This window comes from Pseudomonas sp. PICF6, from assembly GCF_009831705.1.
In the GTDB taxonomy this organism is placed as follows: domain Bacteria; phylum Pseudomonadota; class Gammaproteobacteria; order Pseudomonadales; family Pseudomonadaceae; genus Aquipseudomonas; species Aquipseudomonas rhizophila.
In genome coordinates, this window is the sequence record NZ_WUUD01000032.1 from 326,928 (window position 1) to 348,521 (window position 21,594).

Sequence of the window (21,594 nt, forward strand, 5' to 3'; positions counted from 1 at the left end):
GGCCTGCCGCGCGAAACCGCCGCCAAACTGACGTTGCAGACCGCCCTGGGCGCCGCCCACATGGCAGTGTCCAGCGATGTCGATGCGGCCGAACTGCGGCGCCGGGTGACTTCGCCAGCCGGCACCACCGAAGCCGCCATCAAATCGTTCCAGGCCGGGGGCTTCGAAGCCCTGGTGGAAAAAGCACTCGGCGCCGCCGCGCACCGCTCGGCCGAAATGGCCGAACAACTGGGCCAATAAGGAGCCATTCATGATCGGATTGAACACTGCAGCGGTCTACGTGCTGCAAACCCTCGGCAGCCTGTACCTGCTGATCGTACTGCTGCGCTTTGTGCTGCAACTGGTGCGCGCCAACTTCTACAACCCGCTGTGCCAGTTCATCGTCAAGGCCACCCAGCCATTGCTCAAACCACTGCGCCGGATCATTCCGAGCGTGTTCGGCCTGGACATGTCGTCGCTGGTACTGGCGATCATCGTGCAACTGGCGCTGATGGCCCTGACCCTGCTGCTGACCTACGGCACCACCGGCAACCCGCTGCAACTGCTGATCTGGTCGATCATTGGCGTGACCGCGCTGTTCCTGAAGATTTTCTTCTTCGCCCTGATCATCAGCGTGATCCTGTCCTGGGTCGCTCCCGGCAGCCACAACCCGGGCGCCGAACTGGTGAACCAGATCTGCGAGCCGGCGCTGGCACCGTTCCGCCGCATCGTGCCGAACCTCGGCGGCCTGGATATCTCGCCGATCCTGGCGTTCCTGGTGCTCAAGCTGATCGACATGCTGGTGATCAACAACCTGGCGGCGATGACCATGATGCCGGAAATCCTGCGCCTGCTGATCTAAAACGCTGCAGCCTTTCCTGTGGCGAGGGAGCTTGCTCCCGCTGGGCTGCGAAGCAGCCCCAAAGCGGCGCCACCGTATCCCGGACAGTCACGGGCAGCAGCTTTCAGGGCCGCTTCGCGCCCCAGCGGGAGCAAGCTCCCTCGCCACGGGTAAAGCGGCGGACAATCAGCTCCGCCCTTTGCTTGCCGCTTGCCACAGCGGTCTTTAGACTTACGCCTCATTTCAACGAGAGCAGGGTCGATGCCAGCTGCCTTTCCCCCCGATTCCGTTGGTCTGGTGACGCCGCAAATGGCGCATTTCAGCGAGCCCCTGGCCCTGGCCTGCGGTCGTTCGTTGCCAGCCTATGACCTGATTTTCGAAACCTACGGCACCCTCAATGCCACGGCGAGCAATGCCGTGCTGATCTGCCATGCCTTGTCGGGGCATCACCACGCCGCCGGCTATCACAGTGTCGACGACCGCAAGCCGGGCTGGTGGGACAGTTGCATCGGCCCGGGCAAGCCCATCGACACCAACAAGTTCTTCGTGGTCAGCCTGAACAACCTCGGCGGCTGCAACGGCTCCACCGGCCCCAGCAGCGTCAACCCGGACACCGGCAAGCCCTTCGGCGCCGACTTTCCGGTGCTGACCGTGGAAGACTGGGTCCACAGTCAGGCACGCCTGGCGGACCGCCTCGGTATCGCCCAGTGGGCCGCAGTGATCGGCGGCAGCCTGGGCGGCATGCAAGCCCTGCAATGGACCATCACTTACCCGGACCGTGTGCGCCACTGCCTGGCAATCGCCTCGGCCCCCAAGCTGTCGGCGCAGAACATCGCCTTCAACGAAGTGGCGCGCCAGGCGATCCTCACCGATCCGGAATTCCATGGCGGCTCGTTCCAGGAACACGGCGTGATTCCCAAGCGCGGGCTGATGCTGGCGCGGATGGTCGGGCATATCACCTACCTGTCCGATGATTCCATGGGTGAGAAATTCGGCCGCGGTCTCAAGAGCGAAAAGCTCAACTACGACTTCCACAGCGTCGAATTCCAGGTGGAAAGCTACCTGCGCTACCAGGGCGAAGAATTCTCCGGACGCTTCGATGCCAACACCTACCTGTTGATGACGAAAGCCCTGGACTACTTCGATCCGGCGGCGAACTTCGACGATGACCTGGCAAAAACCTTTGCAGGCGCCACCGCCAGGTTCTGCGTGATGTCGTTCACTACCGACTGGCGCTTCTCCCCGGCCCGCTCACGGGAGCTGGTGGACGCGCTGATGGCTGCCCGCAAGGACGTCTGCTACCTGGAAATCGACGCGCCCCAGGGTCACGACGCCTTTCTGATCCCGATCCCGCGCTACCTGCAGGCGTTCGGCAACTACATGAACCGTATAACGCTGTGAGGACGCCATGAGAGCCGATCTGGACATCATCCAGGAATGGATCCCCGCCGGCAGCCGCGTGCTCGACCTGGGCTGCGGCAACGGCGAACTGCTGACCTGGCTGCGCGACCACAAGCAAGTCACCGGCTACGGCCTGGAAAACGACCCGGACAACATCGCCGAGTGCGTGGCCAAGGGCATAAACGTGATCGAGCAGGACCTGGACAAGGGCCTGGGCAACTTCGCCAGCAACAGCTTCGACATCGTGGTCATGACCCAGGCGCTGCAAGCGGTGCACTACCCGGACAAGATCCTCGACGAAATGCTGCGGGTCGGGCGCCAGTGCATCATCACCTTCCCCAACTTCGGTCACTGGCGCTGCCGCTGGTACCTGGCGAGCAAGGGGCGCATGCCGGTGTCGGAATTTCTGCCCTACACCTGGTACAACACGCCGAACATCCACTTCTGCACCTTCGAGGATTTTGAGGCGTTGTGCCGCGAACGCCAAGCCAAGGTCATCGATCGCCTGGCGGTGGACCAGCAGCACCGCCACGGGTGGGCCAGCAAGCTATGGCCTAATCTGTTAGGTGAAATAGGCATCTATCGGGTCAGCAGCCCAGGCCTTGCCGATCATCAGGTCGCGGTGTGAAGCCCGGCCTTTCCAGGAGCACGACATGAAACGTCTAGCGTTGTTTCTCATTACCGCCTGCCTGAGCGCCGGAGCCATGGCCGCGGATGTCATCAAGAGCGATCGCAAGGAAGTGTTCGGCGACATCACCGTGCACTACAACACCTTCAATTCCACCTTCCTGACGCCGGATATTGCCGACGCCGCCGGATTGATCCGCGACAAGACCCAGGGCGTGATCAACGTGTCGGTACTCAAGGATGGCAAACCCTTGAAGGCCGAGGTCAGCGGGACAGTCAAGGACCTTACCAGCAGCAGTGTCACGCTGAACTTCAAGGAGGTGGCCGAACCCAACGCGACCTATTACATCGCCCAATACCCGGTGAAACAGCAGGAAACCCGCACCTTCAACATCCAGGTGAAAACGGGCGATAAGATCAACACCCTCAACTTCAACCAGGAACTGTTCCCCGGCGAATGATGAATTTCACCCAACTCGTACTGGCCAGCCACAACGCCGGCAAACTCAAGGAACTCCAGGCCATGCTCGGCGGGTCGGTGCAACTGCGCTCGATTGGCGAGTTCAGCCAGGTCGAACCTGAAGAAACCGGCCTGTCGTTCGTCGAGAACGCCATCCTCAAGGCCCGCAACGCCGCGCGCATTTCCGGCCTGCCGGCGCTGGCCGACGACTCCGGGCTGGCGGTGGACTTTCTCGGCGGCGCGCCGGGCATCTATTCAGCCCGCTACGCAGATGGCAAAGGCGACGCGGCGAACAACGCCAAGCTGCTCGAGGCCCTCAAGGATGTGCCCGAAGCCGAGCGCGGCGCACAGTTCGTCTGCGTCCTGGCCCTCGTCCGCCATGCCGACGATCCACTGCCGATCCTCTGCGAAGGCTTGTGGCACGGGCGCATTCTCACCGAAGCCAGCGGCGAGCACGGTTTTGGCTACGATCCGCTGTTCTGGGTGCCAGAGCGCAACTGCTCCAGCGCCGAACTGGGCCCGGTGGAAAAAAACCAGCTGAGTCACCGCGCCCGCGCCATGGCTTTGCTGCGCCAACGCCTGGGCCTGCAATGATCGATGAGTCCCCCGCACCTCTGATCCATGGCGGTGCGCAAACGCCTCGGGCACCGCTGCCAGTGCTGCCGCCTTTGGCGTTGTACATCCACATTCCGTGGTGTGTACGCAAATGCCCGTATTGCGATTTCAATTCCCATGCCGCCAGCCCGCAGTTGCCGGAAGAAGAATACGTCGACGCCTTGCTGGCCGATCTCGACCAGGACCTGCAGGCGGTGTATGGCCGGGAACTGAGCTCGATCTTTTTCGGCGGCGGTACTCCAAGCCTGTTCAGCGCCCAGGCCCTGGGCCGGCTGCTCAAAGGTGTCGAGGCGCGAATCCCCTTCGCCCATGACATTGAAATCACCCTGGAAGCCAACCCAGGGACCTTCGAGCAAGAGAAATTTGTCGCTTACCGGGCACTGGGCATCAATCGCCTGTCCATTGGCATCCAGAGCTTTCAGGAAGCCAAGCTCAAGGCTTTGGGCCGGATTCATAACGGTGACGAAGCTGTGCGCGCCGCCGGCATGGCCCGTCAGGCCGGGTTCGACAACTTCAACCTGGACCTGATGCATGGCCTGCCCGATCAGTCCCTGGACGACGCCTTGAGCGACTTGCGCCAGGCCATTGCACTGAAGCCCACGCATCTGTCCTGGTATCAGTTGACCCTGGAGCCAAACACGGTGTTCTGGAACCAGCCGCCGACCTTGCCGGAGGACGACACGCTGTGGGACATCCAGGAAGCCGGGCAAGCGCTGCTGGCCGAACATGGCTACAGCCAATACGAAGTCTCGGCCTACGCCCAGCCCGGGCGACCGGCGCGGCATAACCTCAATTACTGGAGTTTCGGCGACTTCATCGGCATCGGCGCGGGCGCCCACGGCAAGCTCAGCCATCCGGACGGGCGTATTGTGCGCACCTGGAAAACCCGCCTGCCCAAGGACTACCTCAACCCAGCCAAACGCTTCCTGGCCGGCGAGAAAACCCTGAGCAATGAAGAACTGCCCTTCGAGTTCCTGATGAACGCGCTGCGCCTGACCGAAGGTGTGGACGCGCGGCTTTACCCCGAACGCACCGGCCTGCCTTTGCAGAGTCTGGCTGAAGGCCGACGCGAGGCCGAACAAAGCGGGTTGTTGCGGGTCGAACCGGCACGTCTGGCAGCCACCGAGCGCGGACAGTTGTTTCTCAATGACCTGTTGCAGAAATTTTTGAGCTAATCACACAAGGAAACCCCATGGATCTGGTACTCGACCTGCTCGCCACCGTATCCCGCTGGAGCCGCAGCAACCTGTCGGAAATCTCCCTGGCATTGGTAGGCTGCCTGCTGGTGCTGTTTGGTGCCGACATCAAGGGCTGGGTCGAACAACGCCTTGGCAATATTGCCGGGGCCTTGCGCGTCCCGCTGATCGCCCTGCTGTGCATGATCGGCAGCGGCGCGGCCTTGATCTACGCCACGCCGTGGGTCGTCCGGGGCTTGAGCCAGTTCAACAACTACAGCCTGGCACCGGTGCTGTTGGTGGTGCTGGTGTTGATTGGGGTGGTCGCTGACCGTCGCTGATTTTCGATGTAGCACAGAACGAAATGTGGGAGCGAGCTTGCTCGCGATGGCGGCCTGACAGTCAACATTGATATTGAATGTTATGGCCTCATCGCGAGCAAGCTCGCTCCCACAGGGGATCCCATCTCAGCAGGATCTTCTGGTGTTTAAGCCACCTTCTCGAACTTCAAATCCCAAACCCCATGCCCCAAGCGTTCGCCACGGCGTTCGAACTTGGTGATCGGTCGTTCGGCCGGGCGCGGTACGCACTTGCCGTCTTCGGCCAGGTTACGGTAACCCGGGGCGACGTTCATCACTTCCAGCATGTACTCGGCGTAGGGTTCCCAGTCGGTGGCCATGTGCAGCACACCGCCGACCTTCAACTTGCTGCGCACCAACTCAGCGAACGACGCCTGGACGATACGGCGCTTGTGATGGCGGCTCTTGTGCCATGGGTCAGGGAAGAACAGCATCAGCCGGTCGAGGCTGTTGTCGGCCACACAGCGGTTGAGCACTTCGATGGCGTCGCAGTCGTAGACCCGCAGGTTGGTCAGTCCTTGGGTCAGTACGCCGTTGAGTAGCGCGCCCACACCGGGACGATGAACTTCCACACCGATGAAATCCTGTTCCGGCGCCGCGGCGGCCATTTCCAGCAGCGAGTGGCCCATGCCGAAGCCGATTTCCAGCGAGCGCGGCGCCGAGCGGCCGAACACCTGGTCAAAGTCCACCGGCGCATCGGCCAGGGGCAGGACAAACAGCGGCGTGCCCTGTTCCAGGCCGCGTTGCTGGCCTTCGGTCATGCGCCCGGCGCGCATCACGAAACTCTTGATGCGGCGGTGTTGGCGCTCTTCGCCTTCTTCCGGGAGGACAGGCGTGTCGTTCGATTCAGTCATCAATGGCTCTTACTTGATCAGACCATCCAGCGGCGAAGAGGCGCTGGCGTAGAGTTTTTTCGGCATGCGGCCGGCGAGGTATGCCAGGCGACCGGCCACAATGGCGTGCTTCATGGCTTCGGCCATCAGGATCGGTTGCTGGGCATGGGCGATGGCCGAGTTCATCAGCACTGCTTCACAGCCCAGTTCCATGGCGATGGTGGCGTCGGAGGCGGTGCCAACACCGGCATCCACCAACACCGGAATCTTGGCTTCTTCCAGGATGATCTGCAGGTTGTACGGGTTGCAGATCCCCAGACCCGTGCCGATCAGGCCAGCCAGCGGCATCACCGCGATGCAGCCGATTTCCGCCAGTTGACGGGCAATGATGGGGTCATCGCTGGTGTAGACCATCACGTCGAAACCTTCCTTGACCAGGGTTTCGGCGGCCTTGAGGGTTTCGATCACGTTGGGAAACAGGGTTTTCTGGTCCGCCAGCACTTCCAGTTTCACCAGGTTGTGGCCGTCGAGCAGCTCACGGGCCAGGCGGCAGGTGCGCACGGCCTCGATGGCGTCGAAGCAACCGGCGGTGTTGGGCAGGATGGTGTAGCGATCTGGCGGCAGGATATCCAGCAGGTTCGGTTCGCCCGGGTTCTGGCCGATGTTGGTGCGGCGCACGGCAACGGTCACGATTTCAGCGCCCGAGGCTTCGATGGCCAGGCGGGTTTCTTCCATGTCGCGGTATTTGCCGGTGCCAACCAGCAGACGCGACTGGTAGGTACGACCGGCCAGGACGAAGGGCTTGTCGCTACGAACGATGCTCATGGGAAATCCTCTGTTGGGGTGAGGTTCTTGCGAAATACTGGAAAACCGCAGGGACTAGCCGCCGCCGATGGCGTGGACCACTTCGACGCTGTCGCCATCGTTCAACGTGGTGTCGGCGTGCTGGCTGCGCGGGACGATATCCAGATTGAGCTCCACCGCGACGCGGCGTCCGGTCAGTTCCAGACGGGTCAGCAGGGCCGCAACGGTTTCACCGTCGGGCAGATCAAGGGGTTCGCCGTTCAATTGAATGCGCATGCCGGATGCCGCCATCATTTTTAGGGGCTGGCATTCTAGCCCGATCAGTCTGGACGACCCAAGCCATTCGTCATGAATTGGACCGTGCGGTCAGCCCAACCGCCAGGCGGCAAGCCCCAGGCACAACCAGCCGATCAGGAACGCCACCCCACCGAACGGCGTGATAATGCCCAGTTTGCTGATGCCCGTGAGCGTCAGCAGATACAGACTCCCGGAGAACAGCAGGATACCGATGACAAACGAAATCCCGGCCCAGGTGACGATACGTCCGGGGATGTGCGTGGCCAGCAGCGCGACGCCCAGCAACGCCAGGGTGTGTACCAACTGATAGGTGACGCCGGTATGGAAGATCGCCAGGTAATCGGCGCTCAGGCGATTTTTCAGGCCGTGGGCGGCAAACGCTCCCAATGCCACGCCGGTGAAGCCGAAAAAAGCAGCCAGCATCAGAAAACTACGCAGCATGAGAACTCCAGTCAGACTCGGTGGACAGGGTCTGTATAATGGCCCGCTCGACGGGTTCGGCCAAGCCATCTCTATGTTGCGTTCATTGTTTCGACGATTCCTTAAAGCCCTGCTCTGGTTCGCCGTCGGCAGCGTTGTGCTGGTGCTGTTGTTTCGCGTGGTGCCGCCGCCGTTCACCGCGCTGATGATCGAGCGCAAGGTTGAATCCTGGGTCGGTGGCGAGCCGATCGACCTGCGGCGCACCTGGCGACCCTGGGATCAGATTTCCGACAACCTCAAAATCGCGGTAATCGCGGGTGAGGACCAGAAATTTCCAGAGCACTGGGGCTTCGACTTCGGTGCGATCCAGGCCGCGCTTACCCATAACGGACGTGGCGGCTCGATTCGCGGCGCCAGCACCCTCAGCCAGCAAGTGTCCAAGAACTTGTTCCTGTGGCCGGGCCGCAGCTGGCTGCGCAAGGGCCTGGAAGCCTGGTTTACCGCGCTGATCGAAATACTCTGGCCCAAGCAGCGGATCCTCGAGGTGTACCTCAACAGCGTCGAGTGGGATGACGGTGTGTTCGGTGCCGAAGCCGCAGCGCGGCATCACTTTGGGGTAAGCGCCGATGCATTGTCCCGGCAACAGGCCAGCCTGCTGGCGGCGGTCCTGCCCAACCCCCGGGTATGGAGCGCCGCACGCCCAAGCCCTTATGTACTGCGGCGCGCGAACTGGATCCGCCGGCAGATGAGCCAGTTGGGGGGTGACAGCTACCTGCTGGGGCTCAATGATTCGCGGCGGGCGCCTTGGGCCCAATAGCCGAGGCGCTGAAGATCCCCTGTGGGAGCGAGCCTGCTCGCGATGGCGTCGGATCATTCGACATCGTCATCGACTGACCCGACGCCATCGCGAGCAGGCTCGCTCCCACATCAGGGATCTGCGTGGCGTCAAACATTGGCGCACAAAAAAAACGCCCCGATCATCACTGATCGGGGCGTTTTTTATTACCGCTACCGCAGGTCAAGCCGCAATCGACACCTTGAGCTTGTTCATCGCGCTCTTCTCAAGCTGGCGAATCCGCTCGGCCGACACGTTGTACTTCTGCGCCAGGTCGTGCAGCGTGGCTTTTTCCTCGGCCAGCCAGCGCTGGTAAAGGATGTCACGGCTGCGCTCGTCCAGCACTTCCAGAGCTTCGTGCAGGTTGGTGTTGGAGTTGTCGCTCCAGTCGGCGTCTTCCAGTTGACGCGCCGGGTCATACCGGTGGTCTTCCAGGTAGTTGGCCGGCGACTGGAAAGCGCTGTCGTCGTCCGCTTCGGCGGCCGGGTCGAAGGCCATGTCATGGCCGGTCAGGCGACTTTCCATCTCGCGCACTTCCCGCGGCTCGACGCCCAGGCTCTCGGCCACACGATGGACTTCTTCATTGTTCAGCCAGGCCAGACGTTTCTTCTGGCTGCGCAGGTTGAAGAACAGCTTGCGCTGGGCCTTGGTGGTCGCGACTTTCACGATGCGCCAGTTGCGCAGGATGAACTCGTGGATTTCCGCCTTGATCCAGTGCACTGCAAACGACACCAGGCGCACACCCATTTCCGGGTTGAAACGCTTGACCGCCTTCATCAGGCCGACGTTGCCTTCCTGGATCAGGTCGGCCTGGGCCAGCCCGTAGCCGGAATAGCTGCGGGCGATATGTACAACAAAACGCAGGTGGGCGAGCACCATCTGCCGAGCCGCCTCAAGATCCTGCTCATAATAGAGACTCTCGGCCAGTTCACGCTCCTGCTCGGGCGTCAGCAAAGGGATGCTGTTCACCGTGTGCACATAAGCCTCCAGGTTCGCACCCGGGACCAGAGCATAAGCAGGTTGCAAAGAAGTGGTCATACGAAAAAACCTCCGACTCACATAACTCGTGCAGTTCAGCACTGCGAAAATTGACCGGGAACCGTAGGACAAGTTCCCACAAAAACCGAAAGGTCAATACGCGCAAAAAACACTATTTTGGAGCAAGCTCACGCAAGTGGCGTGCTACCGCAATCCATGCACCGATATAACCCAACAGCACCGCGCCAAGCAAGAGCGACAGACCGTCGGCGGCTGGCACTCCGGCCAGGGAAAAATCACTGCCGTACAAACCGGCCAGCCCCACTACCGCGTCATTCAGCCAGTCCAGGCCAAACGCCAATACGCCCCAGGACAGAATCCCCGCACCGAAGCCATACAGCGCTCCCATATAAAGGAAGGGCCTGCGTACATAACTGTCCGTACCGCCGACGAGTTTAATCACTTCTATCTCGGTGCGGCGGTTTTCAATATGAAGACGAATGGTATTGCCTATCACCAAAAGTAATGCAGAAACCAGAAGCACCGTCAGACCGAAGACAAATCGGTCGCCGAGCTTGAGGATCGCCGCAAGACGCTCGACCCAGACTAGATCAAGTTGCGCCTGTTGTACCTTCGGCAACTCGGAAAGTCTTTGTCTTAATGCTTCAAGGGTCGGCTTGTCGACTTCGTCGGGTGTCACCAGTACCACACCTGGCAGCGGGTTTTCCGGCAGTTCCTTGAGGGCATCGCCCAGGCCGGACTGCTGCTGGAATTCTTCCAGCGCCTGCTCGCGACCAATGTATTCGGCGTCGGCCACGCCCGGCATGGCCTTGATCTGCTCGCGCAACGCCTGGCCTTCGGCAGGGCTCGCTTCCAGCTGCAAATACAGGGAAATCTGCGCGGCACGCTGCCAGGAGCCACCCAGGCGCTCCACATTACTTAGCAATAATGACAGGCCCATGGGCAAACTCAGGGCCACCGCCATCACCATGCAGGTAAAAAAGCTGCCGATCGGCTGCTTGCCCAGACGCTTGAGGCTGTCCAGCAGGCTGGCGCGATGGCTTTCGACCCAGGCGTGAAACAGTGTCGCGAAATCCGGGCCGTCGTCATCGTCGCGCTTCTTCTTTGGCGGCTGCGGATCGGAGGCTTTCGGAGCCACGCGCTCGGCCACCTTGGGGCTGCGGGTCGCACTCATACGCCAGCCTCCCCGTCACCGATCAGTCGACCGCGTTGCAAGGTGAGCATGCGGTGACGCATGCGCGCGATCAGGGCCAAGTCGTGACTGGCAATCAGCACGCTGGTGCCCAAGCGATTGATGTCTTCGAATACGCCCATGATTTCCGCCGCCAGACGCGGGTCCAGGTTACCGGTAGGTTCGTCCGCCAACAGCAAGGCCGGGCGATGAACGATGGCGCGGGCGATGCCCACGCGCTGTTGCTGGCCGGTGGACAGGTCGCCGGGGTACAGATCGGTCTTGTCCGACAGCGCCACACGCTCCAGGGCCGAATCCACGCGCTTGTTGATCTCGGCCTTGGACAGGCCAAGGATCTGCAAGGGCAACGCCACGTTGTTGAACACCGTGCGATCGAACAGCAACTGGTGATTCTGGAACACCACGCCGATCTGCCGACGCAAGTAAGGAATCTGGGCATTGCTGATGGTGCTCAGGTCCTGGCCGGCCAACAGCAATTTGCCGGTGGTGGGCCGTTCCATCGCCAGCAGCAGGCGCAGCAAGGTACTTTTACCGGCGCCAGAATGGCCGGTGACAAACAGAAACTCGCCACGACGGACCCGAAAGCTCAGCTCATGCAAGCCGACGTGACCGTTCGGATAGCGTTTACCGACCTGTTCGAAACGAATCATGAGTGCTCCCGCTCGGCAAACAGTGCCTGGACAAAGGGCTCGGCTTCAAAGGTGCGCAGATCGTCGATGCCTTCACCCACGCCGATGTAGCGAATCGGCAGGCCGAACTGCTTGGCCAGGGCGAAAATCACCCCGCCCTTGGCGGTCCCGTCGAGCTTGGTCAGGGCCAGTCCGGTCAGTTGGACGGTCTGGTTGAACTGCTTGGCCTGGTTGATGGCGTTCTGGCCAGTGCCGGCGTCCAGCACCAACAGCACCTCATGGGGTGCGTCGGCATCGAGCTTGCCGATCACCCGGCGAACCTTCTTCAGCTCTTCCATCAGGTTGTCTTTGGTGTGCAGGCGACCGGCCGTGTCGGCAATCAGCACATCGATGCCACGGGCCTTGGCGGCCTGCACGGCGTCGAAAATCACTGAAGCGGAGTCGGCGCCGGTGTGCTGGGCGATTACCGGAATCTTGTTGCGCTCGCCCCACACTTGCAGCTGTTCGACCGCAGCGGCGCGAAAGGTGTCGCCGGCGGCGAGCATGACTTTCTTGCCCTCCAACTGCAGCTTCTTCGCCAGTTTGCCAATGGTCGTGGTCTTGCCGGCGCCGTTGACGCCCACTACCAGGATCACGAACGGCTTGTTCTGCGAGGCAATCACCAGCGGCTGTTCCACCGGTTTGAGCATGTTGGTCAACTCGCCCTGCAAAGACTTGTACAAAGCGTCGGCGTCGGTGAGCTGCTTGCGCGCCACCTTTTGAGTCAGGCTCTGGATGATCACCGACGTCGCCTCGACGCCGACATCGGCGGTCAGCAAGCGCGTTTCGATGTCTTCCAGCAATTCGTCGTCGATGACTTTCTTGCCCAGAAACAGGCTGGCCATGCCTTCGCCGATGCTGGCGCTGGTCTTGGACAGGCCTTGCTTGAGGCGGGCGAAGAAGCCGACCTTGTTCTCTTCGGCGGCAGGCGCGGGCTCTGCGAGAGCTGGCAATTCAACTGCAACAGGCTCCGGTTCAGGGGCGGCTGGGACAGCGACAGGCATGATGGCAGGCGCTGGCACTTCGACAATCGGCTCCACGGCCGGGGCCGCGACAGATGGGGTCAGTGCCGGAATCGGCGGGGCGATATGCGACGCCTGCGCGTCCTCCACCAACGCTACCGGCTCTTCCGCCACGGGCAAGGTCAGCCAGGGGGTTTGCCCTTCGGGTGGGGTCAGCGGTTGCTCGGCCACCGGTTCAGCGCTCGACTCCGGCTCGGGCTCGGCCGGTTGCAATACCGGCTCGGCAATCGGCAGGACAATCGGGGCAGCTTGTTCGGCCACCGCCTCGGCATCGGGCTCAGGCAGCGGTTGCGGCTGTTCGACGACAGTTTCCTGCGGCTTCTTGCGCAGCCATCCGAACAGGCCTTTTTTCTCGCCAGCCGCAGCTGGGGTCTTCTTGTCGTCGTTGGAACCAAACATGGAGGACGGCTATCTCACGGTAGCGACGCGCCACCAGGGCGCCTCGGTGATAAATATTCGATGCTGAACAGACTGCGTTTCACCCAGCTTGTTCACGCGCAACATTTTGTCGAGTTGTCCCCAGGACACCTCAAGGTCGATTTTTTCGAAGGACTGGCAGGGCATCATCGGCGAAAACGCTGGGATCAACGAACAAACCCAGGGCTTCTTCCGAGAACCCAAACAACCCCGGACCGAGAAAAGGCCCGATAGGCGTGGCCGCCAGTAAAACGGATCAGTATCCTAGCACCCTCTCGCCCGCCGACGCTAAGACCTAGCGGGCAGCCCAACAGGTTTAAACACGAATGAATGCTCTTGCCCGCCGTGCTGCAGGCCTGCTGCTCAGCACAGTTTGTCTGCCTTTTTCAGCCTTGGCTGCCGATCCACAACCCACCCATGAATTTACCCTCGACAACGGCCTGAAGGTCGTGGTGCGCGAAGATCATCGCGCACCGGTGGTGGTGTCCCAGGTCTGGTACAAGGTTGGCTCCAGTTATGAAACCCCGGGCCAGACCGGTTTGTCCCACGCGCTGGAACACATGATGTTCAAGGGCAGCTCGAAAGTCGGCCCCGGCGAAGCTTCGCTGATCCTGCGCGACCTTGGCGCCGAAGAAAACGCTTTCACCAGCGATGACTTCACCGCTTACTACCAGGTGCTGGCCCGCGATCGCCTGGGCGTTGCCTTCGAACTGGAAGCCGACCGCATGGCCAGCCTGCGCCTGCCGCCGGAGGAGTTCAGCCGCGAGATCGAGGTGATCAAGGAAGAGCGCCGCATGCGCACCGACGACAAGCCGATGTCCAAGGCCTATGAGCGCTTCAAGGCCATGGCTTACCCGGCCAGCGGCTACCACACGCCGACCATCGGCTGGATGGCCGACCTGGAGCGGATGAAAGTCGAGGAACTGCGCCACTGGTACGAATCCTGGTACGCGCCGAACAACGCGACCCTGGTGGTGGTCGGCGACGTCACGCCAGACGAGGTCAAGATGCTGGCCCAGCGTTACTTTGGTCCGGTTGCCCGGCGCGACGTGCCGCCGGCGAAGATCCCCCTGGAACTGGCCGAACCTGGCGAGCGGCAGATCACCTTGCATGTGCAGACCCAACTGCCAAGCCTGATGCTGGCTTTCAACGTACCGAGCATCGCCACCGCGACCGACAAACGCTCGGTCAATGCCCTGCGGCTGATCTCGGCCTTGCTGGATGGCGGCTACAGCGGGCGGATCCCGACCCAGCTGGAACGCGGCGAAGAGCTGGTGTCCGGCGGTTCGTCGAGCTACGACGCCTTTACCCGTGGCGACACGCTGTTCACCTTGTCGGCCACGCCCAACACCCAGAAAAACAAGACCATGGCCCAGGCCGAGGCCGGTCTGTGGCGCCTGCTCGAACAGTTGAAAACCACTGCCCCGACCGCCGAGGAGCTGGAGCGCGTCCGCGCCCAGGTCATCGCCGGCCTGGTGTACGAGCGCGATTCGATCACCAGCCAGGCCACCGCCATCGGCCAACTGGAAACGGTCGGTTTGTCCTGGAAACTGATGGACACCGAACTCGCCGAACTGCAAAGCGTGACCCCGCAAGATATCCAGAAGGCAGCCCAGCTGTATTTCACCCGCTCGCGCCTGAGCGTCGCGCACGTCCTGCCCGAGGAGAAAGCTCATGAGTGAGCGCAAATCATCGCGTCTGGTGCTGATCGGTGTGGTGTTGATCGCCCTGATCGGCGCCTTGGCCTTTTACCTGTCGCTATCCAATGACACCAACGCCAGCCAGGCGCTGGACAAAGCCAAGGCCAGCAACAAGCTGCAATCTTTGGCCGAACTGGACGGCAAGGCACCCAGCCGTCGCCAGCTCGACGTACAAACCTGGACAACCGCTGACGGCGCCAAAGTGTTGTTCGTCGAAGCCCGGGAATTGCCCATGTTCGACCTGCGCCTGACATTCGCCGCCGGCAGCAGCCAGGACGGCGATACACCCGGCCTGGCGCTGTTGACCAACGCCATGCTCAATGAGGGCGTAGCGGGCAAGGATGTCAGCGCCATTGCCCAAGGGTTCGAAAGCCTCGGCGCCGACTTCGGCAACGGTGCCTTGCGGGACATGGCCCTGGCGTCACTGCGCAGTCTCAGCGCGGTGGACAAGCGCGAGCCGGCGCTGAAGCTGTTCGCCGACGTCGTTGGCAAACCGACCTTCCCCGCCGACTCCTTCGCGCGCATCAAGAATCAGTTGCTGGCCGGTTTCGAGTACCAGAAGCAGAACCCCGGCAAACTGGCGGGGCTGGAACTGATGAAGCGTCTGTACGGTGATCATCCGTATGCCCATTCCAGTGACGGCACCGCGCAAAGCATTCCTGCGATCACGCTGGCCCAGGTCCAGGCTTTCCACGCCAGGGCCTACGCCGCCGGCAACGCGGTGATTGCCTTGGTGGGGGACCTGTCCCGCGCCGAAGCCGAAGCGATTGCCAGTCAGGTGTCCGCCGCACTGCCGAAGGGCCCGGCGCTGGCAAAGACCGTGCAACCGGTTGAACCGAAGGCGAGCATCGGTCACATCGAGTTCCCGTCCAAGCAGACCAACCTGATGCTCGCGCAACTGGGCATCGATCGGGACGACCCAGACTATGCGGCCGTGTCCCTGGGCAACCAGATCCTCGGCGGCGGTGGTTTCGGCACGCGACTGATGACAGAGGTCCGGGAAAAGCGTGGTTTGACCTACGGCGTGTATTCCGGCTTCTCGCCGATGCAGGCCCGTGGCCCGTTCATGATCAACCTGCAGACCCGCGCCGAAATGAGCGAAGGCACGCTGAAACTGGTGCAGGAAGTTTTCGCCGATTACCTGAAGAACGGCCCGACCCAAAAAGAGCTCGATGACGCCAAGCGCGAGCTGGCCGGCAGTTTCCCGCTGTCCACCGCCAGCAACGAAGACATCGTCGGCCAGCTCGGGGCCATGGGTTTCTATGACTTGCCGCTCAGCTACCTGGAAGACTTCATGCGTCAGTCCCAGGAACTGACCGTCGAACAGGTCAAGGCCGCGCTGAACAAACACCTGAGCACGGATAAAATGGTCATCGTCACCGCCGGCCCGACCGTGCCGCAAAAGCCGCTGCCGGCACCCACTGAAAAACCTGCCGAGCAACCGCTCGGGGTTCCGGAGCACTAATGGCCCGCCCATCCAATTCCAGCAAGAAACCCGTGCATAACGGTGTGAACCAGTTGCGCATCATCGGCGGCCAATGGCGCAGCCGGCGCTTGAGCTTCCCCGACGCGCCGGGCCTGCGCCCAACCCCGGACCGGGTACGCGAAACCCTGTTCAATTGGCTCGCGCCCTACGTGGCCGGCGCTCGGGTACTCGACCCGTTTGCCGGCAGCGGCGCATTGTTTCTTGAGGCGTTGTCTCGTGGCGCCGCCATGGGGCAGGCGCTGGACGCCAGCAGCCTGGCGGTCTCCAGCCTGAAAGAGCACCTGGGCACACTGCGCTGCACCGTCGGTCAGGTGCAGACCGCCGACGCGCTGCGTTATCTGGACAGCCAGCCAGCGACGCCTTTCGACTTGGTGTTCCTCGACCCGCCTTTCAATCAGAACCTGCTGCCGGCCGTTTGCACCCTGCTCGAAGAACGTCATTGGCTGGCCGACGATGCCTGGGTCTACACTGAAAGCGAAGCCGCCCCGTCCACATTGGGGTTGCCGGGCAACTGGCGCCTGCATCGTGAACAGAAATCCGGACGGGTGTATTACGCGTTGTGGCAACGTGTGGCCGAGGCCGTTGGCTGAACGGCTGGCCAGTGCATCGAGAAATGATCGTGTCTGCTGCATCTGAACACTTCGTCCCGGCCCTGGGCCTTGGCAACCCGCACTTGCAAACCTTGTGGGGACCGCTGTGGCGCAAGACCATCCACATCGCTCGGGAACGTGAGCGCCTGTGGCTGGAAGACGGCGACTTTCTCGATCTCGACTGGCATGGCCCCCACCGAGTCGACGCGCCACTGGTGCTGGTGCTTCACGGGCTGACCGGTTCATCCAACTCGCCCTACGTGGCCGGCCTGCAACAGGCTCTTGGCAATCAGGGCTGGGCCAGCGTGGCGTTGAACTGGCGCGGTTGCTCGGGAGAACCGAACCTGTTGCCCCGCAGCTATCACTCGGGGGCCAGCGAAGACCTGGCCGCCGCCATCGCCCATCTGCGGGCCCGCCGCCCCTTGGCACCGCTGTTTGCGGTGGGCTATTCACTGGGCGGCAACGTGCTGCTCAAGCACCTGGGGGAAACGGGGGGCGACAGTCAGTTGCAAGGAGCGGTCGCGGTGTCGGTACCGTTTCGCCTCGACCAGTGTGCCGATCGCATCGGACAGGGATTTTCCAGGTTTTATCAGGCCCATTTCATGCGCGAGATGGTGGCCTACGTGCGCAACAAGCAGCGCCAGTTCCAGCACGACGGACGCCACGAGGGTCTGGCGACCCTCACAGCGCTGGGGCCTCTGGAAAACATGCGCACCTTCTGGGACTTCGATGGACGGGTGACGGCGCCGCTGCACGGCTTCTCTGACGCGGCGGACTATTACCGCCGCGCCTCCAGTCGCTACTTTCTGGGCGAGATCAGCACGCCGACCCTGGTCATCCAGGCCTGCGACGATCCTTTCGTATTCCCCCACAGCGTGCCCGAACCTGGCGAGCTGTCCGCCTCTACCCAGCTTGAACTGCATGCACAAGGCGGGCATGTGGGCTTTGTCGACGGGAGCTTGCGCCGCCCAGGGTATTATCTGGAGCGGCGAATCCCCGGTTGGCTGGCGGGCCTGTCCTGTAGGAGCTGAGGAGCGTAACGAGGCTGCGATCTCCTGCGGGGCCTGCGTTCAGTCACCGACCGCCACTTGCCTTTGGGGATCGGTGATCCACTCACTCCATGAACCGGCGTACAACCTCCCCAACGGATACCCCGCCAGGCACAAGGCAAACAGGTTATGGCATGCCGTCACGCCAGAGCCGCAATAGGCCACCAGTTCCGTCGGCGAGCGTCCTCCCAATTTCTCGGCAAAGCGCTGCTTGAGCTGGTCGACTGGCAGGAAGCGCCCATCAGCACCCAGGTTCTCGGTGAACGCTGCGCACTGCGCGCCCGGAATATGTCCGGCCACCGGATCGATCGGCTCGATCTCACCCTTGAAACGCGGCAACGCCCGGGCATCGAGCAAGGTCATGTCCGGCTCACCGAGACGCTGCTCAAGCGCCTCGGCACTGAGCAACAGGGTCGCGTCCGGCGAACCACTGAAGGTCCCGGGACCGTTGACCGCTGGATCCAGACTCAAGGGCAAACCGGCGGCATGCCAAGCCTTGAGCCCGCCATCGAGGATATAAACGCCATCGCGCTTACCCAGCCAGGCCAGCAACCACCAGGCCCGGGCGGCATAGGCGCCAGGGCCGTCATCGTACAAAACGATGTCACTGTCGTTGCCGATCCCCCAGGCCCGCAAACGCTTCATCAGGGCCTCAGGCTCCGGCAGCGGATGGCGGCCGGTCACGCCTTTGGTGACCGGCCCACTCAGGTCCCGTTCGAGGTCAGCGAAGGACGCCCCGGCAATATGGCCTTCGGCGTAACTGCGCTGGCCGTAGTCCGAGTCCTCCAGGGCAAAACGACAATCGAGGATCACCAGCCCGGGCTGCGACCGCCTGTGTTCCAGGGCTTGAGGACTGATGAGTTGCGCAATGGGCATAACGGGCTCCTGTGGCTCGATCGAATTTGAATCTTACGCCCCTTCTTCCAGGGTCTGGGCCAGGGGGACATAGAACTCCTTGAACAGCGCATCCACCGCTTCGCGGGCCTGCTCAGTCACGAAACCGGCCTCCAGCACCAGCACTTGATAGACCCCACGCTTGATGGCCTGCTCGCTCAAATGGTTGGAATTTTCCCGTGTGGTGCAGAGGAAACGGACCCAGGACGTGAGAATGATCCAGGCATTGAGGGTGAGGGACTCGATTTGCACCCGGTCCATTTTCAGAATACCGGCGGCCACGAAGCCCTCGTAGATAGCGGTGCCGTGAATCAGGCTACGCTGGGAAAACCGACGATAGCGCGCGGCAAGGTCCGGGTCGCTGTCGAGCAGATGCTCCAGGTCTCGGTGCAGGAAGCGGTAGCGCCACATCGCCGAGAGCAACTCCTGCAGATAGAAGCGCTTGTCCTCGACAGTGGCAGCACGGCCTTGGGGCGGACGCAGGAAACTGTCCACCAGGTTTTCGTATTCACTGAACAATACGGCGATGATCGCCTGCTTGTTGGGGAAGTGGTAGTAGAGATTGCCCGGGGACATGTCCATGTGGGCGGCGATATGGTTGGTGCTGACGCTGCGCTCACCCTGCTGATTGAACAGCTCAAGGCTGTTCTGCACGATGCGCTCGCTGGTTTTTATTCGTATGGCCATGGCTTGAGCTTTAATTCGACGAAAGCATTGAACGGCATCTTACGACCTATCGGTCACGGGACAAACCCAAAGGCGTCACGGATGTCGGTTGACTTTTTAGAGCACAAGCTCTAGAAAACACTCACTCTAATACTATCGGTGCCCGCCCATGCCTGCCGACGTTGCTTACCTGCGCGAATCTCAACAGCACCTGGGCGAACTGCAAGCGCTTTTCGACACCCAGCGCCAGGCCTTTGCCGCCCACCCCATGCCACCTGCCGAGCAGCGGCGGCAATGGCTCAAGGCGTTGCGCGAGTTACTGAGCAACGAGCGACAAGCACTGATCGACGCTATCAGCCAGGACTTCAGCCACCGCAGCGCGGACGAAACGCTGCTGGCCGAGCTCATGCCGAGCCTGCACGGCATCCATTACGCCAGCCGACACCTCAAGGGCTGGATGAAACCTTCCCGGCGCAAGGTAGGCGTGGCCTTCCAGCCGGCGTCAGCCAAAGTGGTGTACCAACCGTTGGGCGTTGTCGGGGTCATCGTGCCTTGGAACTACCCACTGTTCCTGGCTATCGGGCCGCTGGTGGGGGCGTTGTCGGCGGGTAATCGAGTGATGCTCAAGCTGAGCGAATCAACCCCTGCCACCGGGGTGCTGCTCAAACAACTGCTGGCGCGCATTTTCCCTCAGGATCTGGTGTGCGTGGTGCTCGGCGAGGCTGAGGTCGGCATGGCGTTTTCCAGGTTGCCCTTCGACCACTTGCTGTTCACCGGCGCCACCAGCATTGGCAAGCACGTGATGCGCGCCGCCGCCGAGAACCTGACCCCGGTCACGCTCGAACTGGGAGGCAAATCGCCCGCCATCGTATCCGCGGACGTGCCCCTCAAGGACGCCGCCGAGCGCATTGCATTTGGCAAAACCCTGAATGCCGGACAAACCTGTGTCGCACCGGACTACGTACTGGTGCCACAGAACCGTGTCGGCGAATTCGTTGAAGCGTATCGCGAAGCGGTTCGCGGGTTTTATCCGACCCTGACTGACAATCCGGACTACACCGCGATCATCAACGAACGACAATTGGCGCGACTCAACGGCTACATAAGCGATGCCACCAGCAAGGGCGCATTGCTGATCGAGTTGTTCGATCGAGGTCAGGGGCGACGCATGGCCCACAGCCTGTTGCTCAACGTCAGCGATGACATGACCGTCATGCAGGACGAAATCTTCGGCCCGCTGCTGCCCATCGTGCCTTATCAGGACCTGGACCAGGCATTTGCCTACATCAATCAGCGGCCTCGCCCGCTGGCGCTCTACTACTTTGGCTACAACAAGGCCGAGCATCATCGCGTGCTCAACGAGACCCATTCCGGTGGCGTTTGCCTGAACGATACGCTGCTGCACGTCGCCCAGGACGACCTGCCCTTCGGCGGCATTGGCGCCTCGGGGATGGGGCACTACCACGGTCACGAAGGCTTCCTGACGTTCAGCAAGGCCAAGGGCGTACTGAGCAAACAGCGGTTCAACGCGGCGAAACTGATTTATCCACCATACGGCAAGCCCCTCCAGAAACTGATCCAGAAGTTGTTTGTCCGTTAGCAGCAGTCTTTCCGGGTAATAACAATAATGAATCCAAGCCTGACCGATACACCTGCCCTCTCACGACGCGGCCTGTTGCAGTTCAGCCTCGGCGCCAGCGCCTTCCTGGTCACCGTCGGGCTGGGTGCCAGCCTGAGCGGTTGCGGCCCCAGCCGCTCGGCCAGCGGTTTTGTAGCCTTGCGTGACAACGACCTGCCGTTTTTGCGCGCCGTCATTCCCGTGATGCTGGACGGCTCCGTGGTCGCTGAAAAGCTTCCTGGCGCCGCTGAAGCGACCTTGCAAAGCCTGGACACCACCCTGGTTCATCTGTCCCCATTCATGCTCAAGCTCACGCACCAGTTATTCGACGTGCTCACGCTGGGCGTTACCCGTGGGCCACTGACCGGAATCTGGGGCTCGTGGGAAAACGCCAGCGTCGATGACATCCAGAAATTTCTCGGTCGGTGGGAAAACAGCTCGCTGGACCTGCTTCGCCAGGGGCACAGCTCGTTGCTGCAAATGGTCATGATGGCGTGGTACAGCCAGGCCGAGGCCTGGGCGCATTGTGGATACCCGGGACCGCCAACGGTTTAACAGTCACATCCAAACCCTGTGGGAGCGAGCCTGCTCGCGATGGCGGTATGTCAGTCAATACAGATGCAGCTGATCCGACGCCATCGCGAGCA

Annotated in this window: 25 protein-coding genes; 15 read left to right on the top strand and 10 right to left on the bottom strand. The window is 61.8% G+C overall.

The window, feature by feature from the left end; translation table 11 throughout:
• The 8 genes from GSM73_RS27775 to GSM73_RS22060 form a co-directional block, all read left to right on the top strand.
• On the top strand, positions 1–240 hold a 240-nt coding region (locus GSM73_RS27775), incomplete at its 5' end, for a pyrroline-5-carboxylate reductase (protein WP_306110028.1).
• A gap of 10 nt (positions 241–250) precedes the next feature.
• Complete coding sequence (locus tag GSM73_RS22030) at positions 251–841, top strand: YggT family protein (protein WP_047226010.1); 591 nt, start codon at positions 251–253, stop codon at positions 839–841.
• 240 nt (positions 842–1,081) lie between these two features.
• Positions 1,082–2,221 carry a homoserine O-acetyltransferase gene (locus GSM73_RS22035; RefSeq protein ID WP_047226011.1) on the top strand — a complete coding sequence of 380 codons (1,140 nt, stop codon included), beginning with the start codon at positions 1,082–1,084 and terminating at the stop codon, positions 2,219–2,221.
• 7 nt (positions 2,222–2,228) lie between these two features.
• Positions 2,229–2,849, top strand: coding sequence for a methionine biosynthesis protein MetW (gene metW, locus GSM73_RS22040; RefSeq protein ID WP_047226012.1), 621 nt, complete (start codon positions 2,229–2,231; stop codon positions 2,847–2,849).
• A 25-nt stretch (positions 2,850–2,874) separates the two neighbouring features.
• On the top strand, positions 2,875–3,309 hold the full coding sequence (locus tag GSM73_RS22045; protein WP_047226013.1) for a DUF4426 domain-containing protein: 435 nt from the start codon (positions 2,875–2,877) through the stop codon (positions 3,307–3,309).
• On the top strand, positions 3,306–3,902 hold the full coding sequence (gene rdgB, locus GSM73_RS22050) for an RdgB/HAM1 family non-canonical purine NTP pyrophosphatase (protein WP_047226014.1): 597 nt from the start codon (positions 3,306–3,308) through the stop codon (positions 3,900–3,902). Before GSM73_RS22045 ends, rdgB begins: the two co-directional genes overlap by 4 nt.
• Complete coding sequence (gene hemW / locus GSM73_RS22055) at positions 3,899–5,098, top strand: radical SAM family heme chaperone HemW (RefSeq protein ID WP_047226015.1); 1,200 nt, start codon at positions 3,899–3,901, stop codon at positions 5,096–5,098. Before rdgB ends, hemW begins: the two co-directional genes overlap by 4 nt.
• Before the next feature lie 17 nt (positions 5,099–5,115).
• Positions 5,116–5,439 carry a DUF3392 domain-containing protein gene (locus GSM73_RS22060; protein ID WP_047226016.1) on the top strand — a complete coding sequence of 108 codons (324 nt, stop codon included), beginning with the start codon at positions 5,116–5,118 and terminating at the stop codon, positions 5,437–5,439.
• Positions 5,440–5,585: 146 nt separating this feature from the next.
• Here the strand turns inward: GSM73_RS22060 and trmB are convergent, their stop codons facing one another.
• From trmB to GSM73_RS22080, 4 genes are all read right to left on the bottom strand, one after another.
• Entirely contained in the window at positions 5,586–6,311 is a 726-nt protein-coding gene (gene trmB, locus GSM73_RS22065; RefSeq protein ID WP_047226017.1) for a tRNA (guanosine(46)-N7)-methyltransferase TrmB, read from the bottom strand.
• Between the two features lie 9 nt (positions 6,312–6,320).
• Complete coding sequence (locus tag GSM73_RS22070; RefSeq protein WP_003177480.1) at positions 6,321–7,115, bottom strand: thiazole synthase; 795 nt, start codon at positions 7,113–7,115, stop codon at positions 6,321–6,323.
• Positions 7,116–7,169: 54 nt separating this feature from the next.
• A complete protein-coding gene (gene thiS / locus GSM73_RS22075) occupies positions 7,170–7,370 on the bottom strand; it encodes a sulfur carrier protein ThiS (protein WP_160893822.1) in 201 nt (66 codons plus the stop codon).
• 90 nt (positions 7,371–7,460) lie between these two features.
• On the bottom strand, positions 7,461–7,832 hold the full coding sequence (locus GSM73_RS22080; RefSeq protein WP_047226019.1) for a DUF423 domain-containing protein: 372 nt from the start codon (positions 7,830–7,832) through the stop codon (positions 7,461–7,463).
• Between the two features lie 73 nt (positions 7,833–7,905).
• On the opposite strand from GSM73_RS22080, the gene mtgA reads away from it, so the two are divergent.
• The gene (gene mtgA, locus GSM73_RS22085; RefSeq protein ID WP_160893824.1) at positions 7,906–8,628 is read left to right on the top strand and encodes a monofunctional biosynthetic peptidoglycan transglycosylase; all 723 of its coding nucleotides are present in this window, start codon (positions 7,906–7,908) and stop codon (positions 8,626–8,628) included.
• 201 nt (positions 8,629–8,829) lie between these two features.
• Here mtgA and rpoH read toward each other — a convergent pair whose 3' ends face one another.
• The 4 genes from rpoH to ftsY form a co-directional block, all read right to left on the bottom strand.
• A complete protein-coding gene (gene rpoH, locus GSM73_RS22090; RefSeq protein ID WP_003177476.1) occupies positions 8,830–9,684 on the bottom strand; it encodes an RNA polymerase sigma factor RpoH in 855 nt (284 codons plus the stop codon).
• A 112-nt stretch (positions 9,685–9,796) separates the two neighbouring features.
• Positions 9,797–10,819: a permease-like cell division protein FtsX gene (ftsX, locus tag GSM73_RS22095; protein WP_047226021.1), complete on the bottom strand. Its 1,023-nt coding sequence runs from the start codon at positions 10,817–10,819 to the stop codon at positions 9,797–9,799.
• Complete coding sequence (gene ftsE / locus GSM73_RS22100; protein ID WP_024778908.1) at positions 10,816–11,487, bottom strand: cell division ATP-binding protein FtsE; 672 nt, start codon at positions 11,485–11,487, stop codon at positions 10,816–10,818. The genes ftsX and ftsE overlap by 4 nt, the downstream gene beginning before the upstream one ends.
• The gene (gene ftsY, locus GSM73_RS22105) at positions 11,484–12,926 is read right to left on the bottom strand and encodes a signal recognition particle-docking protein FtsY (RefSeq protein ID WP_160893826.1); all 1,443 of its coding nucleotides are present in this window, start codon (positions 12,924–12,926) and stop codon (positions 11,484–11,486) included. Before ftsY ends, ftsE begins: the two co-directional genes overlap by 4 nt.
• Before the next feature lie 344 nt (positions 12,927–13,270).
• On the opposite strand from ftsY, the gene GSM73_RS22110 reads away from it, so the two are divergent.
• The 4 genes from GSM73_RS22110 to GSM73_RS22125 are packed head-to-tail and all read left to right on the top strand — an operon-like array spanning position 13,271 to position 17,751.
• Positions 13,271–14,626, top strand: coding sequence for a pitrilysin family protein (locus tag GSM73_RS22110; protein WP_160893829.1), 1,356 nt, complete (start codon positions 13,271–13,273; stop codon positions 14,624–14,626).
• Positions 14,619–16,109, top strand: coding sequence for a pitrilysin family protein (locus tag GSM73_RS22115; RefSeq protein ID WP_160893831.1), 1,491 nt, complete (start codon positions 14,619–14,621; stop codon positions 16,107–16,109). The genes GSM73_RS22110 and GSM73_RS22115 overlap by 8 nt, the downstream gene beginning before the upstream one ends.
• Complete coding sequence (gene rsmD / locus GSM73_RS22120) at positions 16,109–16,720, top strand: 16S rRNA (guanine(966)-N(2))-methyltransferase RsmD (RefSeq protein WP_047226025.1); 612 nt, start codon at positions 16,109–16,111, stop codon at positions 16,718–16,720. The genes GSM73_RS22115 and rsmD overlap by 1 nt, the downstream gene beginning before the upstream one ends.
• A 29-nt stretch (positions 16,721–16,749) precedes the next feature.
• Positions 16,750–17,751, top strand: coding sequence for a hydrolase (locus GSM73_RS22125; protein WP_139048937.1), 1,002 nt, complete (start codon positions 16,750–16,752; stop codon positions 17,749–17,751).
• A 39-nt stretch (positions 17,752–17,790) separates the two neighbouring features.
• On the opposite strand, the gene GSM73_RS22130 is transcribed toward GSM73_RS22125, so the two are convergent.
• Positions 17,791–18,645: a sulfurtransferase gene (locus tag GSM73_RS22130; protein WP_076383036.1), complete on the bottom strand. Its 855-nt coding sequence runs from the start codon at positions 18,643–18,645 to the stop codon at positions 17,791–17,793.
• A gap of 33 nt (positions 18,646–18,678) precedes the next feature.
• Positions 18,679–19,350 carry a TetR/AcrR family transcriptional regulator gene (locus tag GSM73_RS22135; protein ID WP_047226027.1) on the bottom strand — a complete coding sequence of 224 codons (672 nt, stop codon included), beginning with the start codon at positions 19,348–19,350 and terminating at the stop codon, positions 18,679–18,681.
• Between the two features lie 148 nt (positions 19,351–19,498).
• Here GSM73_RS22135 and GSM73_RS22140 point away from each other — a divergent pair, with 148 nt between their 5' ends.
• Both GSM73_RS22140 and GSM73_RS22145 read left to right on the top strand, forming a co-directional pair.
• Positions 19,499–20,929 carry a coniferyl aldehyde dehydrogenase gene (locus GSM73_RS22140; RefSeq protein WP_160893833.1) on the top strand — a complete coding sequence of 477 codons (1,431 nt, stop codon included), beginning with the start codon at positions 19,499–19,501 and terminating at the stop codon, positions 20,927–20,929.
• 27 nt (positions 20,930–20,956) lie between these two features.
• Positions 20,957–21,502, top strand: coding sequence for a twin-arginine translocation pathway signal protein (locus tag GSM73_RS22145; RefSeq protein ID WP_160893836.1), 546 nt, complete (start codon positions 20,957–20,959; stop codon positions 21,500–21,502).
• Positions 21,503–21,594 lie beyond the last annotated feature (92 nt).

Excerpts from the sequence above, each read along its gene's own strand:
- hemW (WP_047226015.1), top strand. The coding sequence starts at position 3,899 with ATGATCGATGAGTCCCCCGCACCTCTGATCCATGGCGGTGCGCAAACG.
- GSM73_RS22035 (WP_047226011.1), top strand. The coding sequence starts at position 1,082 with ATGCCAGCTGCCTTTCCCCCCGATTCCGTTGGTCTGGTGACGCCGCAA.
- GSM73_RS22145 (WP_160893836.1), top strand. The coding sequence starts at position 20,957 with ATGAATCCAAGCCTGACCGATACACCTGCCCTCTCACGACGCGGCCTG.
- GSM73_RS22110 (WP_160893829.1), top strand. The coding sequence starts at position 13,271 with ATGAATGCTCTTGCCCGCCGTGCTGCAGGCCTGCTGCTCAGCACAGTT.
- GSM73_RS22030 (WP_047226010.1), top strand. The coding sequence starts at position 251 with ATGATCGGATTGAACACTGCAGCGGTCTACGTGCTGCAAACCCTCGGC.
- GSM73_RS22045 (WP_047226013.1), top strand. The coding sequence starts at position 2,875 with ATGAAACGTCTAGCGTTGTTTCTCATTACCGCCTGCCTGAGCGCCGGA.
- rsmD (WP_047226025.1), top strand. The coding sequence starts at position 16,109 with ATGGCCCGCCCATCCAATTCCAGCAAGAAACCCGTGCATAACGGTGTG.
- GSM73_RS22080 (WP_047226019.1), bottom strand. The coding sequence starts at position 7,832 with ATGCTGCGTAGTTTTCTGATGCTGGCTGCTTTTTTCGGCTTCACCGGC.
- ftsX (WP_047226021.1), bottom strand. The coding sequence starts at position 10,819 with ATGAGTGCGACCCGCAGCCCCAAGGTGGCCGAGCGCGTGGCTCCGAAA.
- rdgB (WP_047226014.1), top strand. The coding sequence starts at position 3,306 with ATGATGAATTTCACCCAACTCGTACTGGCCAGCCACAACGCCGGCAAA.
- GSM73_RS22130 (WP_076383036.1), bottom strand. The coding sequence starts at position 18,645 with ATGCCCATTGCGCAACTCATCAGTCCTCAAGCCCTGGAACACAGGCGG.
- GSM73_RS22140 (WP_160893833.1), top strand. The coding sequence starts at position 19,499 with ATGCCTGCCGACGTTGCTTACCTGCGCGAATCTCAACAGCACCTGGGC.
- ftsY (WP_160893826.1), bottom strand. The coding sequence starts at position 12,926 with ATGTTTGGTTCCAACGACGACAAGAAGACCCCAGCTGCGGCTGGCGAG.
- rpoH (WP_003177476.1), bottom strand. The coding sequence starts at position 9,684 with ATGACCACTTCTTTGCAACCTGCTTATGCTCTGGTCCCGGGTGCGAAC.
- GSM73_RS22115 (WP_160893831.1), top strand. The coding sequence starts at position 14,619 with ATGAGTGAGCGCAAATCATCGCGTCTGGTGCTGATCGGTGTGGTGTTG.
- mtgA (WP_160893824.1), top strand. The coding sequence starts at position 7,906 with ATGTTGCGTTCATTGTTTCGACGATTCCTTAAAGCCCTGCTCTGGTTC.
- metW (WP_047226012.1), top strand. The coding sequence starts at position 2,229 with ATGAGAGCCGATCTGGACATCATCCAGGAATGGATCCCCGCCGGCAGC.
- GSM73_RS22060 (WP_047226016.1), top strand. The coding sequence starts at position 5,116 with ATGGATCTGGTACTCGACCTGCTCGCCACCGTATCCCGCTGGAGCCGC.
- ftsE (WP_024778908.1), bottom strand. The coding sequence starts at position 11,487 with ATGATTCGTTTCGAACAGGTCGGTAAACGCTATCCGAACGGTCACGTC.
- trmB (WP_047226017.1), bottom strand. The coding sequence starts at position 6,311 with ATGACTGAATCGAACGACACGCCTGTCCTCCCGGAAGAAGGCGAAGAG.
- GSM73_RS22135 (WP_047226027.1), bottom strand. The coding sequence starts at position 19,350 with ATGGCCATACGAATAAAAACCAGCGAGCGCATCGTGCAGAACAGCCTT.
- thiS (WP_160893822.1), bottom strand. The coding sequence starts at position 7,370 with ATGCGCATTCAATTGAACGGCGAACCCCTTGATCTGCCCGACGGTGAA.
- GSM73_RS22070 (WP_003177480.1), bottom strand. The coding sequence starts at position 7,115 with ATGAGCATCGTTCGTAGCGACAAGCCCTTCGTCCTGGCCGGTCGTACC.